Annotated in this window: 14 protein-coding genes; 1 reads left to right on the top strand and 13 read right to left on the bottom strand. The window is 68.4% G+C overall.

The window, feature by feature from the left end; genetic code table 11:
• Window positions 1-228: 228 nt before the first annotated feature.
• On the top strand, window positions 229-1974 hold the full coding sequence (locus LXM88_RS13415; RefSeq protein WP_262542785.1) for a cyclic peptide export ABC transporter: 1746 nt from the start codon (window positions 229-231) through the stop codon (window positions 1972-1974).
• A 167-nt stretch (window positions 1975-2141) separates the two neighbouring features.
• Here the strand turns inward: LXM88_RS13415 and LXM88_RS13410 are convergent, their stop codons facing one another.
• The 13 genes from LXM88_RS13410 to LXM88_RS13350 all read right to left on the bottom strand — a co-directional run bounded on the left by LXM88_RS13410 (window position 2142) and on the right by LXM88_RS13350 (window position 19600).
• A complete protein-coding gene (locus tag LXM88_RS13410; protein WP_262542784.1) occupies window positions 2142-3164 on the bottom strand; it encodes an ABC transporter substrate-binding protein in 1023 nt (340 codons plus the stop codon).
• Window positions 3161-3961, bottom strand: coding sequence for a siderophore-iron reductase FhuF (fhuF, locus tag LXM88_RS13405; protein ID WP_262542783.1), 801 nt, complete (start codon window positions 3959-3961; stop codon window positions 3161-3163). The genes LXM88_RS13410 and fhuF overlap by 4 nt, the downstream gene beginning before the upstream one ends.
• Window positions 3958-6048 (bottom strand): Fe(3+)-hydroxamate ABC transporter permease FhuB, encoded by a 2091-nt coding sequence (fhuB, locus tag LXM88_RS13400; protein WP_262542782.1) that lies wholly within the window; start codon window positions 6046-6048, stop codon window positions 3958-3960. Before fhuB ends, fhuF begins: the two co-directional genes overlap by 4 nt.
• On the bottom strand, window positions 6045-6893 hold the full coding sequence (locus LXM88_RS13395) for an ABC transporter ATP-binding protein (RefSeq protein WP_262542781.1): 849 nt from the start codon (window positions 6891-6893) through the stop codon (window positions 6045-6047). Before LXM88_RS13395 ends, fhuB begins: the two co-directional genes overlap by 4 nt.
• Entirely contained in the window at window positions 6883-7902 is a 1020-nt protein-coding gene (locus tag LXM88_RS13390; RefSeq protein ID WP_262542780.1) for a TauD/TfdA family dioxygenase, read from the bottom strand. Before LXM88_RS13390 ends, LXM88_RS13395 begins: the two co-directional genes overlap by 11 nt.
• Before the next feature lie 44 nt (window positions 7903-7946).
• On the bottom strand, window positions 7947-8189 hold the full coding sequence (locus LXM88_RS13385; RefSeq protein ID WP_175828996.1) for an MbtH family protein: 243 nt from the start codon (window positions 8187-8189) through the stop codon (window positions 7947-7949).
• 88 nt (window positions 8190-8277) lie between these two features.
• Window positions 8278-8946 (bottom strand): RNA polymerase factor sigma-70, encoded by a 669-nt coding sequence (locus LXM88_RS13380; RefSeq protein ID WP_262542779.1) that lies wholly within the window; start codon window positions 8944-8946, stop codon window positions 8278-8280.
• 316 nt (window positions 8947-9262) lie between these two features.
• Window positions 9263-10285 (bottom strand): fimbrial protein, encoded by a 1023-nt coding sequence (locus tag LXM88_RS13375; RefSeq protein WP_262542778.1) that lies wholly within the window; start codon window positions 10283-10285, stop codon window positions 9263-9265.
• Window positions 10282-11028: a fimbrial biogenesis chaperone gene (locus tag LXM88_RS13370; protein WP_262542777.1), complete on the bottom strand. Its 747-nt coding sequence runs from the start codon at window positions 11026-11028 to the stop codon at window positions 10282-10284. Before LXM88_RS13370 ends, LXM88_RS13375 begins: the two co-directional genes overlap by 4 nt.
• Window positions 11029-11044: 16 nt before the next feature.
• Window positions 11045-13498, bottom strand: a complete 2454-nt coding sequence (locus LXM88_RS13365; protein ID WP_262542842.1) for a fimbria/pilus outer membrane usher protein — start codon at window positions 13496-13498, stop codon at window positions 11045-11047.
• A 120-nt stretch (window positions 13499-13618) separates the two neighbouring features.
• Window positions 13619-14131 (bottom strand): fimbrial protein, encoded by a 513-nt coding sequence (locus LXM88_RS13360; protein WP_034184132.1) that lies wholly within the window; start codon window positions 14129-14131, stop codon window positions 13619-13621.
• 862 nt (window positions 14132-14993) lie between these two features.
• Entirely contained in the window at window positions 14994-16463 is a 1470-nt protein-coding gene (locus LXM88_RS13355) for an efflux transporter outer membrane subunit (protein WP_262542841.1), read from the bottom strand.
• Window positions 16463-19600 (bottom strand): multidrug efflux RND transporter permease subunit, encoded by a 3138-nt coding sequence (locus LXM88_RS13350; protein WP_262542776.1) that lies wholly within the window; start codon window positions 19598-19600, stop codon window positions 16463-16465. Before LXM88_RS13350 ends, LXM88_RS13355 begins: the two co-directional genes overlap by 1 nt.
• Window positions 19601-19612 lie beyond the last annotated feature (12 nt).

Raw genomic sequence — 19612 nt, 5'->3', positions numbered from 1 at the left:
GCTTGGGGCGGCTTCACTGGTGTGACGAACGGCGCGGCCGATTTTTTACCGTTTTGCGCTCAAAGCGTGCGTGGGCGCCTTTTTTGCGGGCGCTGCTAAATATTTGCGCGGCCCGTTCGTCTATCAGGGAGGAAAGTCGGAACGGGCGCCCCGCCCGCCGCTTTCGCATCACTTTTCCGTTCCCGCGTTTTCGCGTTTCCGCTTGCCTTCCCTTTACCGACGTTGCCGATGACTGCCGCCCACGAGCCTTCTTCCCCGCCGTCCCTCGACGCCTCGCCCGCCCGCCCCGCGGCGCGCCTGATCCTCGCGCTGTTGCGCGAAAGCCGCGCGTCGCTCGCGCTGGCACTCACCGCGTGCGTGCTGAACGGCGTCGCGAGCGTGCTGCTCGTCGCGACGCTCAACCGCGCACTCTCGCAGCCCGGCACCGCCGATGCGTCGCTCGCGTGGCGCTTCGCACTGTGCGCGGTGATTGCGCTCGTCACGCGGATCGTGTCGGGCACGCTGTTCGCCCGCCTGTCGCAGGACACGATGGCGCGGCTGCGCGTGCATCTCGCGCGGCGCGTCGGCGCGGCCGAGCTGCGCGACATCGAGCGGATCGGCGCGGCACCCGTGCAGTCGGTGCTGACCGACGACGCGACCAACGTGTCGATGCTGTTCTTCGCACTGCCGAACCTGGTCATGCACGGTTCGATCGTGTTCGGCTGCCTCGGTTATCTCGCGTGGCTGTCGTGGCCCGTGTGCGTGCTGGCGCTGGCCGCGATCATCGCCGGCTCGCTCGGCTATCACACCGGCGACCGCCGCGCGATCGCGTCGCTCGAAGCGGCCGGCCAGGCGCAGGACCGCCTGTTCGGCTATCTCGGCTCGCTGTTTTCCGGCGCGAAGGAACTGAAGCTGCACGATGCGCGCGCACGCCAGTTCGTCGACGGCCAGCTCGGCGCGGCGATCGGCGAAGTGCGCGACCACCGCCGCCGCGCGTTCAGCGCGTATGCGGTCGGCGTCGGCTGGATCATCTTCCTGTTCTATGTATTCCTCGGCGTCGCATCGTTCTGGCCGCAGCTCGGCGTGCATGCGAATCCGGGCGCCGCGGCCGGCTACGTCGTCGTGTTCCTGTTCATGCTCGTGCCGCTCGACGGGCTCCTGAACAACCTGCCGACCGTCAACGCGGCACGCGTGTCGCTCACGCGGATCGAAGGCGTGATGGCCGAATTCGGCGCGCTGCGCACGGTGCCGCCCGCGACCGACGCGCCCGATGTACCGCCGGCCGGCGCCGTCACATTGCGCGGCGTCACGCACGCGTATTTCCACGAGCGCGACGAACGGATGTTCAGCATCGGGCCGATCGACCTGACGATCAAGCCGGGCGAGCTCGTGTTCATCGTCGGCGGCAACGGCAGCGGCAAGACGACGCTCGCGAAGGTGCTGACGGGGCTCTACGAGCCCGAGGAAGGCGCGATCGAGGTCGACGGCCGCACGATCGGCTGGCGCGAGCGCGCCGCGTACCGGCAGCGCTTCAGCGCGGTATTCAACGATTTCCACCTGTTCGACGCACTGCTCGGCATCGTCGATCCCGACGATCCGGCCCGCGCGCAGGCCGATGCGCGCGCGAACGCGCTCGTCGCGAAGCTGGCGCTCGACCACAAGGTGAAGGTCGTCGACGGCGCGTTCTCGACCCGCGCGCTGTCGACCGGGCAACGCAAGCGGCTCGCGCTCGTCGTCGCGTATCTGGAAGACCGGCCGTTCTACCTGTTCGACGAATGGGCGGCCGACCAGGATCCGTCGTTCAAGGCCGTGTTCTACGAGCAACTGCTGCCCGAGCTGCGCGCACGCGGCAAGGCCGTGATCGTGATCACGCACGACGACCGCTATTTCGATCTCGCCGACCGGCTGCTGAAGCTCGACAACGGCCGCATCGTCAGCGACACGATGCCCACGCGTGCGCGTGCGCAGGACGGCGTCGATGCGCTGAGCGTGTAAGCCATCGCCGACGCGCCGCAATGGCGGTGCGTCGGCGGCATCCGGTTCGGAAGGGAATGTTGCTGGAGCGTTGCGACAAGGAAAGGCCGGGGCATCGACCGTCAAGCCGATGACAACGCCCTGCCCGTTAGAACAGCGTTATCGACGCCCGACAACCTACCGCGCGCTCAACGCGCGGCCGGCAGCTTCAGCAGCGTATCGGTCATCACGTCGGCCAGCTTCAGCGCCGACATCGGCCCGCCGAACCCCCAGATATTGCGTTCGATGAGCGCGATCCGGCGATCGCGCAGCGCGGGCACGAAGCGCCACACCGGCGAAGCGAGTTTCGCCGACAGCGGCACGTCCATCGCCGACGCGGTCACGAACAGCACGGCCAGGCCGCGCTGCGTGAGCAGGTCGGCCGACGTCACGTACAGCGTGCCTTCCCGCGTCGGTTTCTTCGGCCACGGATCGAGCCCGAGCGCACGCGCGAGGCCTGCCGACGTGCTGTTGCCCGTATAGGCCCAGTAACGGTCGGGCAAGCCGAGATCCTGCAGCAGCGCGATTCGCTCGTCCTTTCTGCCCGCTGCCGCGAGCCGTGCCGCATTGCGCGCGATCCCCGCATCGAGTTGCGCATCGACCGCCTGAGCGCGCGCGTCGCGCCCCGTCACCGCGCCGATCGTCCGGAAGATCTGCCGCATCCAGTCGAGCTGCGTGACGGGCACGCCGTCCTCGGAAACATTCGGGCTGAACTGGAACAGGACCGTCGGTGCGATCCGGTCGAGCGCGTCGAAGATCGGCGCATGCCGGAAACCGACGCCGATGATCAGGTCGGGCTTGACCGCGGCGATCGCCTCGAGCCCCGGCTCCTGCCGCGAGCCGATGTCGGTCACGTGCGCGAGCCGGTCGCTCTGGTAGCCGAGCCAGCCCGGATAGAACGCGGTATCGGCCATCCCGACCGGCACGATGTCGAGCGCGATCACGCTTTCCGCGAACATGAAGTCGAGCGCGACCACGCGCTGCGGTCGCACGGGCATCGTTGTGCTCGCCTGCGACACGACCGGGTTGCCGGCCAGCGACACGGCGCGCGGCGCGCTCTGTCCGCCGCCGGCAACGGCAACCGCACCGGCCGACGCGGAAAACACGCCGCAGCACGCCGCACCGAGCGCGGCGAGTGCGCCCAGCGCGTGCCGGCGGCCGGCATGCGTCACCGGATCGCGTCCTGCCCGGCCAGCGCCGCGTCGTCCATCGTCAGTAGCAGGGGGCAGCTTCCACACAGTTGTGTTTCTCCAGGAATTTCATAGCGCAGGCAGCACACGCGGCGCGCGCGGAACGGCGTCGGCAGCAGCGGCGAGCGCGGCACGGCATCGCGCACCGGCATGCGCAGCGGATTCGGTTCGCAAGCGTTGCACGTCGAGCCGAACAGCCAGCCCGCGTCGCGCGCGGGATCGGCCGCGCAACGCAGCGAACGGCAGGTGTCGAGCAGATAGTCGAGCAGATTGCCCGCGTTGCTCCACAGCACGCGCGGCGTGACGCGGCCCATCGCCGCGAGCAGGTCGACCACCGCGCCGAGATGCGCGACGAGCCCCGCATAGCGAAGCGCGGGATCGTCGCACGGCGCGCCGAGCGCGTCCGCCGCGAAATACAGCGCAACAGGCATCCCGTCGTCGAGCGCGACGAAGGTGCGCTCGGGCGCCATGTCGAGCGGCCTGCCGAGCGTCAGCGCGGCGACGACGCCGGCCGGCGCCGCACGGCCGAAATAGTATTTGCTCCATTGCGACATCAGCGCGCGCGCATGCTGCGCCGGATCGCCGCCGTAATGGCGGACCATCGCGTCGAGCATCGCGTCGCGATGTTCGGGCAACGCGCTGACGGGCACGACGATGCGGCCCGGCGCGTGCGCGTCGTCGGGCAAACCGAGCCAGACGACGTCGAGATGTTCGGCGAACGGCTCGGGCGCGAACGCCGAGAAGCGCGTGGCGCGCGCGCCGTCGAACGACGGCGTCATCGCGCTGCGCGCCGGGCGCGGCGCCCCTCGAGGATCAACAGCCCGAGCAGGTACGGCGCGCCGATCAGCGCGGTCAGCACGCCGGCCGGCACTTCGCGCGGCGCAACGACCGTGCGTGCCGCGAGATCCGCGACGCCGAGAATCAGCGCGCCGCACGCGGCCGCGAGCCACAGCCGTGTGCGATGCCGGCGTGCGCCGAGCATCGTCGCGACATGCGGCGCCATCAACCCGATGAAGCCGACCGGCCCGACCGCCGCGACGGCTGCGCACGCGGCGAGCGTCGCGATCGTCAGCGCGAGCGGCCGCAGCGCGGCCACCGGCAGGCCGAGCGCGGCCGCTTGGTCGTCGCCGAGCGCGAGCATGTCGAGCGGTCGCGCGAGCCACGCGAACACGGGCACCGCGAGCACGCACCACGGCAGCAGCATCGACACCTCGCCCCAGCTGCGGCCATAGGTGCCGCCGACGAGCCACACGACGAAGCGCGCGGGCTGCACGCTTTGCTGCGTGATCAGCCATTGCGCGAGCGTCGTCCACAGCGCGCCGATCGCAATGCCCGTCAGCGCGACCGCGAGCGGCGCATAACGATGCCGGTGATTCAGTGCGAGCGTGATCGCGAGCGACAGCCCGCCGCCGATCAGCGCGGCCGCCGCGAGCGTCACGTGGCCCATCAGCGGCCACGTCGACAACGCGAACAACGTGACGAGCCCCGCGCCCTGCGTGACGCCGAGCACTTCGGGGCCCGCGAGCGGATTGCGCACGACGCTCTGCATCGCGACGCCGCTCACGGCCAGCAGCGCGCCCGCGAGCAGTGCGCATAGCAGGCGCGGCATGCGCAGGTCGATCAGCATCCGCGCGAGCGCATCGTGGCCGGACAGCGCGGCGGACCAGCGCGCGGGCGACAGCCACTCGGGGCCGGCGGACACGCCGACCCACACCACCAGCGCGCCGCCGACGACGAACAACGCCGTGCGCAGCGGCCAGCCGAGCCGTTCGAGCCAGCCGACGAGCCGCGTCGAGCCGCCGCCCGCCGCGCGTTCGCCATCCGCATGCAGCACGCCCGACCACGCGGCGCCGCGCCGGATCATCGCGAGCATCAGCGGCGTGCCGATGAGCGCGATCGCGACGCCGGTCGACAGCGTCGCGTCGAGTCCCGACGCGAGCACCGCGCTGTCGGTGACGAGCACGAGCGCGCCACCGGCGAGCGCCGACAACGGCACCAGCACGCCGAGCCGCGCTGTGCGCGCGCCGCGCACCTGGCGCAGCAGGTTCGGCGCGACGAGACCGACATACGACAGCGGGCCCGCGATACTGACGGCCACGCTCGTGAACGCGACCGCGACGAGCGTCGCGGCGAGCCGCGTCGCATCGACGCGCACGCCGGCCGCGGCCGCCGCATCGTCACCGAGCGTGAGCGGGTTCAGCGGCCGGATCACGAACGGCAGCGCGACCAGCGGCACGACGAGCCAGCGCGCGGCGAGCGCGAGGCCCGTCGCGCCCGGCTGGTAAAGGCTGCCGTTGGTCCACAGCGCGGCGCCCGCGATGTTCTGCTCGAAGAACGCGAGCACGAGCGTCGACAGCGCGGCGAACAGCAGCATGCACACGCTGCCCGCCAGCACGAGCCGCAACGGCGTCGCGCGCCAGCCGCCGGCCGCGACGATCGCGCACGCGGCGGCGGCCAGCCCGCACACGAACAGCAATGGCACCGACGCGACACCCGCCAGTGCCGGCACGAGCATCGCCGCGAGCAAGCCGAGCTGGGCGCCGCCTGTCACGCTGAGCAGGTCGGGCGACGCGAGCGGATTGCGCGTGAGCGACTGGAACAGCGCGCCTGCGATGCCGAGGCAGCCGCCCGCGACGAGCGCGGCCGCGACACGCGGCAGGTTGAGGTCGAACAGGAACACGTGTGCGAGCGCGGCGCCGTCGCTGCCGGGCGCCGCCGCCCACCACACGCGCAAATCGGGGGCGACGCGCAGCGCCGCGAGTATCGCGATCAGCGCGACGAGGCCGATCGCGATCGTGCCCGCCCGGCCGGACGTCGCGCCCTTCCCCGTCGCCGCGAGGCGCTTGCGCATCGCGAACGTCGTCATAGGGCGAGATCCCGATCGAAGACGCCGGCCGCCTGCGGCGTGCCGGCGCTCGCCGGCCCGTAGGCCGGCACGCACATCGGCGCGCCCGTCTGCGGGTGCGCGAGCTTCAGCATCTCGACGCCGAACGCCGCGCGCAGCCGCGCCGGATCGAGCATCGCATCGGGCGAACCTTGCGCGACGAGGCGGCCCGCGCGCATCAGCACGATCTCGTCGCTGTACGCGGCCGCCTGGTTCAGGTCATGCAGCACCCACACGATCGTCAGCCCGCGCGCGCGGTTCAGCGCGCGCAGCGCATCGAGGATGTCGAGCTGGTGATGGATGTCGAGATAGGTCGTCGGTTCGTCGAGCAGCACGATCGGCGCCTGCTGCGCGAGCGCCATCGCGATCCACGCACGCTGGCGTTCGCCGCCCGACAGCGCACCGACGTCGCGACCCGCATCGTCGGCGAGGCCGCTCGTCGCCAGCGCCTCGTCGATCGCCGCATGGTCGGCGCGCGTCAGCCCGCGCAGGAAGCCGCCGTACGCATAGCGCCCGTACGCGACGAGCTCGCGCACCGTGAGGCCCGACGGAATCTGGTTGAACTGCGCGAGCATCGTCAGCTCGCGCGCGAGCGCGCGACGGCGAAACGACGCGAGCGGCTTGCCGTTCACGTCGACATGGCCGGCACGTGCGGGCTGCAGGCCCGCGAGCGTGCGCAGCAGCGTGCTTTTGCCGCAGCCGTTCGGCCCGCACAGCGCGGTCACGCGGCCGGCCGCGATCGACAGGTCCAGCCCGTCGATCACGACATGGTCGCGATAACCCACCGTCAACCCGCGCGCGGCAAGCGCGGCGGTACTACGCGTCATCGGTCCTCCGTTCGGTCGCGCGCGGGACCGTGTAACTCTGCGCCATCGCGACGACGACCTTGCGCGGCCCCTCGAACGGGTCGCGCGCATGGGCGGTCAGCATGTTGTCGAGCATCAGCACGTCGCCCGTGCGCCACGGGAACACGATGCGCTGCTGGTCGAGCACGCCGCGGATCTCGGCGAGCGCCTCGGCCTCGAGCGGCTCGCCGTCGCCGTAGTACACGTTGCGCGGCACGTTCTCGAGCCCCACCGCATCGACGAGCGCTTCCTGCATGTCGTCGTCGAGCGCGGACAGGTGAAACAGGTTCGCCTGGTTGAACCACACGCGATCGCCGGTGCGCGGATGGCGTGCCACGGCCTGGCAGCGTTCGCGGGTGCGCAACAGCAGTTCGCCGTCGTCGTCGGTGCGCCATGCGCATTCGATGCCGCGCGCCGCGCACATCCGCTCGACCTCGGCCGGCTCGTCGGTGCCGAACGACTGCTGCCACGGCAGGTCGAGCCCCTGCCCGAAATTGCGCACGTACAGCAGCTCGCGCCGCTCGAAGCGCGCGATCAGCGCCGGATCGAGCGCGCGATACACGGCGCGGCTGTCCGCGATCGGCGTCGCGCCGCCCTTCGGCGCCGCGAGCGCGCAGTGGAACCAGATCCGCAGCGGCCATTCGCGCGTATACGACTGCTCGTTGTGCAGCGGAATCGCGCGGTGCGGCGGGTATTCGGTCGACGTGTAGACGGCGCCTTCGACCTGGCTGCGCGGCGTCGACGCGTATTCATAGCCGATCAGCGGATCGCCGAACGATGCCGCGAACTGCTGGAACGCATCGATCGACGGCACGTGAAAGCCGGTGAACAGCACGCCGCCCGCCCGTTCGAGCGTGTCGGCCGCGATCTCGCGCGCCAGCGGCGCGACGTCGTCGATCGACATCCCGTCGCTGCCGCGCGGCGACACGACGGTGGGCAGCCCCGGCTCGATACGCAGGTCGTCGAGCGTCGGCAACGAAAGCAGGGTCATGCAACGTCCTCTTCAGGTGGCGCGCCGGATCGCGGCGCAGCGGGTCACGATGCGCGCGACGCGCGCTCGCCGTCCATCGCGCGGCGCAGGCTCGCGGGGCGCATGTCGGTCCAGACGGCCTCGATGTGCGCGAGACAATCGGCCTTCGGGCCGCTCACGCCGACCTCGCGCCAGCCGGCCGGCACGGGCCGGAACGTCGGCCAGATCGAATACTGTTCTTCGTCGTTGATGACGACCGTGTAGACGAGATCGTCGGTGTCGGCGGAAGGCGTCGTGGCTTGCGTCATGATCGGAAAAAAGCGGGAGACGGTTGAAGGATGCGAAGCGGCGGATTTCGCCGCTCCTGTCTGATAGACGATTGGCCGGCGCGTTTTTTTACCGGCGCCGCGCGCGGCCGCCCAGGAACACCGGGCACGCGACGCCGCGATGGCACGCGTCGAGGCATTCCGCGCAGTGGCGCTCCGCGTCGCGCACCATGAAATGCACGAGCGTCTGCGACACGTTCAGCGCGCGCGCCGCGGTCTGCAGCGTCTCCTCGCGCAGCCGCACCATCTCGAAGGCCGCGCGGCTGCGCGCCGGCAGGTCGTCGAGCGCGGCACAGACGCGCCGCAGCGTATCGCGCGTCATCAGCGCGGCTTCCGGCGTCGGCTCGGGCGACGGCACGTCGAAGCCGTCGTCCTCTTCCGTGTGATAGACGTTCTCGAGGCTCTGCCGGCGGCATGCGTCGATCGACGCATTGCGCACCATCCGCGTCACGTACGCGACCGGCTGGCGCACCGCATCCTGGTTCGGGAAATCGACGAGCTTCACGAATACGTCGTGCACGACATCCTCGGCGCGGCTCGCACAGCCGACGAAGCCGCGCGCGACATTGACGAGCATCGCGCGATGCGAGATCAGCACGTCGAGCAGTGCGCCCTGCGCGCGGGGCTCCGCGGCACGGCGTGCACGCGGCGCGGCGCGCGGCGGCAGGTCCGGATAACTGCCGAGGAACGGGTTCGCCGTTGCCACCGCCGGTCGGTCGAGCACTTCCGCCATGGCCATCGATCTGCTCCGTCATATTTCGAGATAGCAAAATTTAACGTAAACGCAAATCATTCTCAATACGATTCCCAAATACCCCTTTCAGTTGTCAGGATTTGTCTGAACAATTGGCGGGATCGTTGTTCGAGCGGACCGGGGTTCCCTTCGCCGATCGCAGTGTGTGGCGCGCTTTCGGTCCGAAAGGGGCCGGTACGATGCGACCATCGCCATCACAAGGTGTGCCGCTGAGTGCGGTAAGCGTCACGCAGCAGATGCGGACAAGCGCCGGCTTGCCGGCGCTTTTTTCCTCGCGGCCGGACGCGCTGCGGCGCGCGGCTCAATAGATGAACAACCGGATCGTCGCCGTCGCATCGAAGCGCCCGATCTTCGGCGGCCCGAACGACTTCAGCACCGCGTCCATCAATACGCTTTGGTTCATGACGTTGGCCGGGAACTGCGCCAGGTTGAACTGTTGGTTGAACGGAATCGCCTTGCCCTGGCTGTCTTCGATGCCGATACCGAAATTGCTGTCCTTCGCAGGGACCAGCAACCCGTTCTGAACCGGATAGGTCGTTTCGAAATACCCGTCGACGCGTACCGCGACGTTGCATTTCTTGGACAACGACAACGAGAATCGCTTGCGCGGCACCGCCGGCAGGAAGCCGTTGCCGACCGCCTGCACCTGTCCGAAATTGACGATGCCCGGTTCGGGCGTCACGAGCACGTCGACGAAACACGGTGTCGGCTTGAGGTTGCGCAGGCCGCTCAGGCGGTACTGGAAGCTCGGGCTGTACGCGTTCAGCCCGAACTCGCCGTCGAACTGGAACACCGTGTAGATATCGCTCGGCGGCTGGACCCAGTTGCCTTTCTTGCGCACGACGACCTGGTAGTCGATGCTGATGCGCGTCTGCTGGCAACGCCCGCGGTCGAAGTCGTACTTGCTGCACGGCGGCACCGAATACCCGGTAAACACCCCGCCGCCGCGATTGCTGGTCTTGTCGAAATAGTCGATGCCCTTGTAGCGGATGCCGATCTCGAGCCCCCATGCAACAGGGTTCGTGCGATTCGGATTCGCGTAGAAGTAAATGTTGTCGACGACCTTCAGGCTGCCGTCGTCCCCCAGGTCCTTGTAGCAATACCCTGTCGTCGTGCGCACCGGCGACACCCAGATCACATAGCCGTCCGGCGCGTCGGTCGGATACGACGCAACGCCGCCGATCGGCTCGGTCAACGAAGTCGCGCCGCTGTTGGTCAGGCAGCGCAGCGCCCATGCGGGCTGCACGGCCGCGACCAGCACCGCGAGTACGATCCAGCGCAACCAGGCCGCCGGCGATTCCCGATGACGCATTCCCCCGCTCATTTCTTCACGCTCTTGCAAGCACCCGCGTCGCACGCATACTCGACCGCCACCTGGCCGCCGTAATCGTCGATATGCGTGACGAACAGCGTCGATGGCGTCGCGGCCTTGAACGGCACGTCGGCCGTGCCCATCGGGCTCACCATCACCGGCTCGATCGGCACCGTCGTCTTCTGCGCCCCCGCGCTCACGTCGACCACCGTCACGTGGTACGGCGTCGGGTTGTCGAACACGAGCTTGTGCGCGGCCGCGTCCACCCGCAGCGTCATCGGCAGCGTCCAGTCCTCGTCGCGCGCGGGCTGCACGGCCTTCGGCCGGTAGAACAGCTTCATCTGCGTATGCAGCGCGATCTGCAGCGTGTTCGGCGTATCGGTCTTCGGCGGCACTTCGCGGATATTCAGGTAGAACACCGATTCGCGATCCGCCGGCAGCTCGGTGCCCGGCAGCTTCGCGATCCGCAGCACGTTGCGCTCGTTCGCCTCGACGCGCTGCAGCGGCGGCACGACCATCAGCGGCGACGTGATCTTGTTGCCCTTCGCGTCCTCGAGCCACGACTGCACGAGATACGGATATGTCGTGCTCTTGTTGGTGATCGTGACGATCGCGGCCTGCTCGCCTTCGTTGAAGATCACGCGCGTGCGGTCGGGCACGATCGCCGCATGCGCGGCGCCCGCGAGCAGCGCGCCGGCGGTCGCGAGCACGCACGGCGCGCGGCGCAGGAAGGAAAGGGAAAGAGAGTTTTTCATCGCAGGATCCGTGGATTCATCGTTCGACCCGTGCGGCCGCTGCGTGCGACTCGCCGGGCGTCTGGCACGTCACCGGGATCGGCGTGCCTTCGAGTTGGAGCTGGTTCGGCAGCGCGTCGACCGTGCAGAGCGTGCGTTCGCCCGCGCGCACCGCGAGCGACGACTTCGGCTGAACCTGCGTCAGGAACGCCGCGCCGCCCTCGCCGACGATGCCGAGCTCCTTGCCGTTCGCCGCGTCCTGCACCGACGCGCCGAACGGCAGCGGCTTGCCGGCCGCGTCGGTCAGCGTCAGGTACAGGTTGCTGCCGCGCGCGGCGGAGAACTTCACGAAGCCGATCGCGCCGTCGGTCAGCACCATGCGCTGGATCGGGTTCGTCACCTGCACTTCGAGCGGCAGCTTCTCGACGTTCACGGTCGCGTCGTACACGTTGTACGGCGAGATGCCGTCGAGCACCGCGTAGCCGCGCGAATCGGTATGCGTGAGCGTGCCGGACAGCGGCACGTCGCGCACGCCGTCGGTCGACACCAGCAGCCGCGTGTCGCCCGCGTTGCCGTTCGCGTGTGCGGACACGCCGTACTGCGTCGCGACGAACGAGCCGTCGACTTCGAGCGACGCGGCCGCATACGCATTGGCGAGCGTCGACGCCTGCGCGGTGAGCTGGTACGCCGACGTGCGCTGGCGGTAGCTCGCGTTCGCCGATGCGCGGCCGTCGGTCGCGCCCGCGTTGCCCTGGTAGGTGCGGCCATCCGGATCGTCGTAGATGTAGCCCGCATTCACGCTCGTGCTGCCGCTGCCCGTCGTCAGGTTCGACGTGACGGTGTGGCGGCCGCCGATCGGCAGCGTCGCGGTGATCGAGAACTGGTTGCCGCTCGCGCCCGCGCTCTGCGTGCGAAATGCCGACACGCTGACGTTCAGGTTGCGCAGCGTGCCGACCGAGAACGCGCGCGTCAGCGTGAGACCGACGCGCTGCTCGGACGAGCGCGCCCAGTAGGTCGTCTGGTCGTACGAGAAATAGGTCGACGTATCGCCGAAGCGCTTCGACATCGTCGCCGAATAGCGCTGCTTGCTGTTGGCCAGGCCGTACGCGGTCGGGTCGCCCGAGAATTGCGCGAAGTTCGTGTAGTCGCGCTCGGAGAAGCGATAGCCGAAGAAGCGCACGTCGGCGTCGAGTCCGTCGAAGTGCTTCGAATAGTTGATGCGATACGAGTTGCCGTTGCGCGTCGCGCCGTTCCACCACAGGCGCGCCCGCGCATGCGTGACGTCAGCCGACACCGCGCCGAACGTGCCGAAATCGCGGCCGACGCCGAGCGCGATCGACGTATAACCCGATGCGGCGATGAATCCGCCATACACCGTGACGTCGAGCGGCAGGCCGTACGCGATTTCGCCGAAGCCGAAGAACGGCGTGACGCCGGCGCCGCCGAACAGGCGCGGCTTGCCGACGGCGGCCTTGTAGCGCAACTGCCCGGTGCGCGCGAGGAACGGCACGGCGGCCGTCGTCACCTGGAAGCGCTGCACGCTGCCGTCTTCTTCCTCGACCGCGACGTCGAGCGTGCCCTGCACGCTCGTGTTGATGTTCTGCAGTGCGAATGCACCCGGCGACACGCGCGTCACGTACAGCACGCGGCCCGCCTGCGACACGGTCACGGTCGCGTTGGTGCGCGCGACGCCCGCGATCAGCGGCGCATAACCGCGCAGCGAAGGCGGCAGCATGCGGTCGTCGCTGCGGATCGACGCGCCCGTCAGCGCGAACGTGTCGAAAATGTCGGAGCTCAGGTAGTCGTCGCCGAACGTCACCGTCGACTGGATCGACGGCAGCGCGCGAAATGCATAAAGCCGGCTGAAGCGGAACGTGCGGTCCGCGTACGCCGTGTTGCCCACGTTCGACTGCGCCTGGTAGTCGCCGCGAAAGCGCCATGCGTCCCAGTTCGCGCCGATCGTCCCGTAGGCCTGGATCGCATTCGTCTGCCCGCCGCCCGCACCGAAGTTGCGGTTCGTGTTCGCGATCACGCGATAGTCGAGCATCGCACCGGGAATCCCTTCGGACCATCGCTCTGGCGGCAGATAGGTCGAATCGCTGAATTCGAGCGCAGCCTGCGGAATCGTGATCTTGAGCCGCCCGTCGCTCTTCAGGTAACGCACGGTCGCCCCCTCGATCGCGCCGAGGTCGACGCAGCGTCCGCCCTGGAAACGCGGCAGGTCCTTCGCGAGCGAAGGCTTCAACCCGAACTGCGCGACGAGTTCCGGACGCAGGCACGGCTTGCCCGCGCCGGACGCGTCGACGGCGATGAACTCGATCGCCTGCAGCCCGTAGAACAGGTCGTTGACCTGCACGTCGAGCATGTACTCGCCCGGCAGCGTGAAGTCGGCCTGCGAGAACTGCGACAGGTCGACATTGCTCGTTCCGTCGATGTCGAGGAACGACGAATTGAATTCCGTCGCATGGCTCTGGCTGCCGACGACCAGCACGGAGACGCAAAGGAAGGAATGTCTGATTCGCACGCGGCGCTACCGGAAGTCCGAGGAGAAGAAAACGGGAAGGAAAGAAGAAGGAGGAAGGGATGCATGCCCCCTCCTCCATACGGACGCTTACTGGTAGCGGACCGTGAAGTTCGCGACGCCGTCGGCGGTACCCGGCGTCACGCCGGCTGCCGTCGCTTCGTACATCGCTGCGAAGCGGGCGATGTTCGTGCCGTTTTGCAGCACGGTCGGCGCCTTCTGCTCGGCGCCGTTGTCGAGGTATTCACCCGACGCGGCCTGCAGGCGGATACCGACGTTGGTTGCCGAACCGATCGTGGCGAGCAGCTTCGGCTGGCCCGCGCTCGACGTGCCCGTGAACGTGAAGTACGCGTTCTGCGCGATGCTCGTGTCGCAGTCGGTCAGCTTGATGTCGAAGTTGGTCGGCGTGGACTTGTCGCCGGCCTGCTTGAACACGTTGGTCGGCACCTTGCCGAGGTTCACGGTCTGGTTGACCGAGCCCGAATCGATGCCGCATGCGCCCGCGACGATCTCGCCGGTGAAGTTGATCGTGCCGGTGCCCGCTGCGAAGGCCGAGGTCGACAGGGCCGCGAGTGCGACAGCGGTCAGGAGGGATTTTTTCATGACGTTTTCCGTGAGAATTGCAAAGGGAATGGACGACGTGGCGGATACAAAAGGCAGCGTGTGGTTGGCTCCCGTCCGTCACGAGGCGGCATTATCGAGATAATCGTGAAAGTTTTTTGTAAATCATTGTCAAATGCTTCTGACAATGTGCGGTTTACGCTTAATCATCCACATTCTTTCCCGACAATTTTCAATCCGGCCATTTTCGTCCGCAGTCCTTTTTTATTCCACGGAACCGATTGAAGATTAACGATATTTCCATCCGGCAATCGTTGTCGCCCCGCCTACCCTTGCTGGTATTGGCTCGCGCAGATCACACCCTCAAAAAAGACAAAACATTATCCAATGCCGCCACCGTTGCCGGACGGCAACGCCAACATCAAATCATTTCCAACTGACAGGAAATTAAAAGCGGCTTTCTTCGCCCCCTGATAAATTGCGCAAACGATTGCGAGTCGAATACAAACGTTTTACTGCGACACTTTGCCACCATCATTAATTCCAATACACGGATTAATTCGATCGTCAATTCCCGATCGGGAATCCGGCATTTGCGCCGCCGTCGGAGCGCGACATGCGGGCCTGAATGGACGAGATGAAAAAGGGAAGATGCGGCGCACACGTTTGCGCCGGGTGGCGACACGATCGGTCGCCGGATGCGGGCCGCTCCGGAAGATGCCCTTCCGCCCTGCCGCGGGATGAAAAACGGTGTGGATGACTGGCCCGACAGCGGAAGGTATCGCCGATAGCGATCGGCGATACAGCGGGCAACGATGTCGATCGAAACGACGGCCGCACGTCGCATCGTGCGGCCGTCGCATGGTTGCCCGACGCGCTGCGGCGTCAGGCGAAGTGCATCACATCACGCGGAAGCCGCGACCTCCGCCGACGCCGATGCCGGCGCCCAGCCGCCGCCGAGCGCGCGATACAGCGCGATCGCGTTCGCGAGCCGAAGCTGCTTGAGCCGGATCAGCTCCTGCCCCGACTCGTACGTGCTGCGCTGCGCGTCGAGCAGTTCGAGATACGTCGCGACGCCGCCCGCATAACGACGCTCCGCGAGCTTCAGCCGCGCACCGTCCGCCGTGTAGACGTCCTGCTGCGCCGCGAGCTGGCGATCGATCCAGTCGCGCGCGGCAAACGCGTCGGCCACTTCGCGGAACGCGGTCTGCACGGTCTTCTCGTATTCGGCGACCGCGATGTGCTTGCGCGCGTTCGCGACGTCGAGGTTCGCGCGATTGCGTCCGCCCGCGAAGATCGGCAGCGTGATGCGCGGCGCGAACGTCCACACGCTCGTGCCGCCCGCGAACAGGCTCGAGAACGCGTCGCTGACCGAGCCGTAGTCGGTCGTCAGCGCGATGCGCGGGAAGAACGCCGCGCGTGCGGCGCCGATCTGCGCGTTCGCGGCCTTGAGCCGCGCCTCGGCCTGCCGGATGTCCGGCCGCCGTTCGAGCAGCGCGCTCGGTGCACCGGGCGCCACCGGCGCGATCGACAACGTGTCGAGCGCGGTCGCGTCGCCGGGCACGTTGCGCGCGAAATCGCCCGCGAGCAACTGCAGCGCCCGCACGGCCTGCGCATGCTCGCGCTGCAGCGCGGCCTGCGACGCGCGCGCGGACGCCACCAGCATCTCGGCCGAGCGCAGCTCGATCGCATCGCTCGTGCCGGCCTCGTAGCGGCGCTGCGTGAGCGCGGCCATGCGCACGCGCGCGTCGAGCGTGCGCTGCGCCAGCGCGAGCTGCTCGTACAGCGAGCGCTCCGATACATACGCACCCGCCACTTCCGCGATCACGCCGATGCGGACCGTGCGCTGCGCGTCGGCCGTCGCGAAATATTCGGCGAGCGCCGCGTCGGACAGGTTGCGCACGCGGCCGAACAGGTCGAGTTCGTATGCGCTCACGCCGACGCCCGCGCGATACAGCCCGCTGATCGCGCTTTCGCGCACGACCGGGTCGTACTGGCGCGTGCGTTCATAGCCGAGATTCGCATCGACCGACGGCAGCAGGTCCGCGCGCTGCACGCCGTACAGCGCGCGCGCCTCCTCGAGCCGGCCGGCCGCGATCCGCAGGTCGCGGTTGTTCGCGAGCGCCGCGTCGATCCACGCCTGCAGCGCCGGATCGGTGAAATACGCATGCCAGTCGTCGAGCAGCGCGGCGTCCGCAGGTGTCGCATCGGACGCCGCTGCCGGCTCGAGGCTTCCATCAGCCGGCGCATAGGTAGCCGGCACGGGTGCCGACGGCCGCTCGTAGCGCGGCGCGAGCGAACAGCCGGCGAGCGCGAGCGCGGCAGCCAGCGCGATCTGAGCCCGCAACGTCGCGCGCGCATTCAGGGCAAACATCATTGCGATCCCTCCATCGTCGCCGGCTGTACCCCGCCGCGCCGGCGCGGGCCGACGTCGAACAGGCGGCCGACGATCACGAAAAACAGCGGGACGAGGAACACCGCGAGCACGGTCGCGGTGATCACGCCGCCGAGCACGCCGGTGCCGATCGCCATCTGCGCGCCGGACGCGGCGCCCGACGCGAACGCGAGCGGCAGCACGCCGACGCCGAACGCGAGCGACGTCATCACGATCGGCCGCAGCCGCAGGCGCGCGGCCTCGAGCGCCGCGTCGACGAGCGACATGCGCTGCGCGACCAGGTCCTTCGCGACTTCGACGATCAGGATCGCGTTCTTCGCCGACAACCCGATCGTCGCGATCAGCCCCACCTTGAAATAGATGTCGTTCGGCATCATCCGCAGCGTGACGCCGAGCACCGCGCCGATCACGCCGAGCGGGACCACCAGCATCACCGCGAACGGGATCGACCAGCTCTCGTAGAGCGCCGCGAGCGCGAGGAACACGACGAGCACCGACAGCGCGAACAGCATCGGCGCCTGCGCGCCCGACAGCCGCTCCTCGAACGACTGCCCCGACCACGAATAGCCGATGCCGGCCGGCAGCTTCGCGGCGATCCGCTCGATCGAGGTCATTGCCTCGCCGCTGCTGTGGCCTGCCGCGGCCGAGCCGTTGATCGTGAATGACGGATAGCCGTTGTAGCGTGTGAGCTGCGGCGGCCCCATCGTCCAGTGCAGCGTCGTGAACGCCGCGAGCGGCACCATCTCGCCGCGCGCGTTGCGCACGCGCAGCTTCTTCACGTCGTCCGGATCGAGCCGGTGCAGCCCGTCGGCCTGCACGACCACGCGCCGCACCTGCGTGCCGTGCATGAAGTCGCCGATATAGTCCGAACCGAACATCACCGCGAGCGTCGTGTTGATCTCGTCCATCGACACGCCGAGCGCCGACGCCTTCGCGCGATCGATATCGAGCTTCAGTTGCGGCGCGTCCTGCGTGCCCGCGAACATCAGGTCGGTGAGCGCGCGGTCCTTGCCGCCCGCCGCGAGCAGCTGCTCGCGCGCGGCGCTGAACGTCGCGTAGTCGAGCCCGCCGCGATTCTGCAGCCGGAAGTCGAAGCCGCTCGACGAGCCGAGATCGGGCAGCGCCGGCGAGTTCATCGCGAACACCGTCGTGTTCGGCGTGCCCGCGAAGCGCTCGTTGATGCGCGCGACGATCGACTGCACATGATCGCGCTCGGCCTTGCGCTCCTTCCAGTTCTTCAGCGTGACGAAGATCATCCCGCCGTTCGGCCCTTCGCCGTACAGGTTGAAGCCGCCGAGCGCGAACGTATACGCGGCCGGCTCGTCGTGGCGGATGTAGGACTCGACCTCGCGCACGCTCTGCATCGTTTCCGCGAGCGGCGTGCCCTGCGGCCGGATCACCATCACCATGAAGTTGCCCTGGTCCTCGTCCGGCAGGAACGCGGTCGGCAGTTGCGTGAGCATCAGCGCCGCGGCCGCGGTCAGCGCGCCGTACACGACGAGCCAGCGCACCGGCTTCTTCAGCATCGCGCCGACGCGCGTCGCGTAGCGCTGCGTCGCACGCGCGACGAAGCGGTTGAACCAGCCGAAGAAGCCGCGCTTCTCGTGATGGTCGCCGGACACGGGCTTGAGCAGCGTCGCGCACAGCGCGGGCGTCAGCGACAGCGCGAGGAACGCCGAGAAGCCGATCGACACCGCGAGCGACAGCGCGAACTGCCGGTAGATGTTGCCCACCGCGCCGCCGAAGAACGCCATCGGCACGAACACCGACGTCAGCACCACGGTGATCCCGACGATTGCGCCGCTGATCTGCTTCATCGCCTTGACGGTCGCGTCGTACGGGCCGAGCCCCTCCTCGACCATCAGCCGCTCGACGTTCTCGACCACGACGATCGCGTCGTCGACGAGGATGCCGATCGCGAGCACCATCCCGAACATCGTCAGCACGTTGATCGAGAAGCCGGCCGCATACATCACGCCGAACGTGCCGGCGAGCGCGACCGGCACGACGAGCGTCGGGATCAGCGTCGCGCGCAGGTTCTGCATGAACAGGAACATCACGAGGAACACGAGCACGCCGGCCTCGATCAGCGTCGTGACGACCTTGTTCATCGACACGCGCACGAACGACGACGTCTCGTACGGGATCTGGTACTTCACGCCCGGCGGGAAATACGCGGACAGCTCATCCATCGTCGCGCGCACGCGCTTCTCGGTGGACACGGCGTTCGAGCCCGGCGCGAGCTTGATGCCCATCCCGGTCGCGACCTTGCCGTTCACGTACGACGGATAGTTGTAGTCGTTGCCGCCGAACTCGACGCGCGCGACGTCGCGCAGATACAGCGCGGAGCCGTCGGCCTGCGTGCGCAGCGCGATCGCGCCGAAATCGGCCGGCGTCTTCAGCGGCGCGTCGGCGAACACGGTCGCCGCGATCGGCGCGCTGGCCGGCACCGCGCTGCGGCCGATGTCGCCGATCGTCACGCGCGCGTTGTGCGCACGCACCGCCGACGCGATGTCCGATGCGGTGAGGCCGTGCCCGGCCATCTTCACCGGGTCGGGCCAGATCCGCATCGCATATTCGGCGCCCCAGAACTGCACCTTGCCGACGCCGTCGACGCGGCGCAGCGCCTGCACGACGTTCGCCGACGCATATTCGCCGAGCTGCACGTCGGTCATCCGGCCGTCGTCCGACGTGAGCGACACGACGAGCTGGATGTTGTCGGCGGCCTTCTCGACCTGGATGCCGTCGCGGCGCACGGGCTCGGGCAGCCGCGCCTCGACCGTCTTCAGCCGGTTCTGCACTTCGACGGCCGCGAGATCGGCGTTCACGCCCTGCTTGAACGTCAGGTACAGCGACGCCATCCCGGCGCTGCTGGTCGCCGACGTATACATCAGCCCCGGCGCGCCGTTCATTTCGCGCTCGATCAGCGCGGTCACCGATTCCTCGACGACCTGCGCGGACGCGCCCGGGTACGTCGCGTAGATGCTGACGACGGGCGGTGCGATGTCCGGGTACTGCGCGACGGGCAGCGCGCGGATCGCGAACGCGCCGCCCAGCATGATGAAGATTGCGATCACCCACGCGAAGACGGGGCGATCGATGAAGAAACGTGCCATGGTGGTTGGTTT

The organism is Burkholderia sp. S-53 (assembly GCF_025560745.1).
Classification (GTDB): domain Bacteria; phylum Pseudomonadota; class Gammaproteobacteria; order Burkholderiales; family Burkholderiaceae; genus Burkholderia; species Burkholderia pyrrocinia.
Note: the sequence above shows the minus strand (reverse complement) of the source record. Positions and strands in the feature narration are given on the sequence as shown.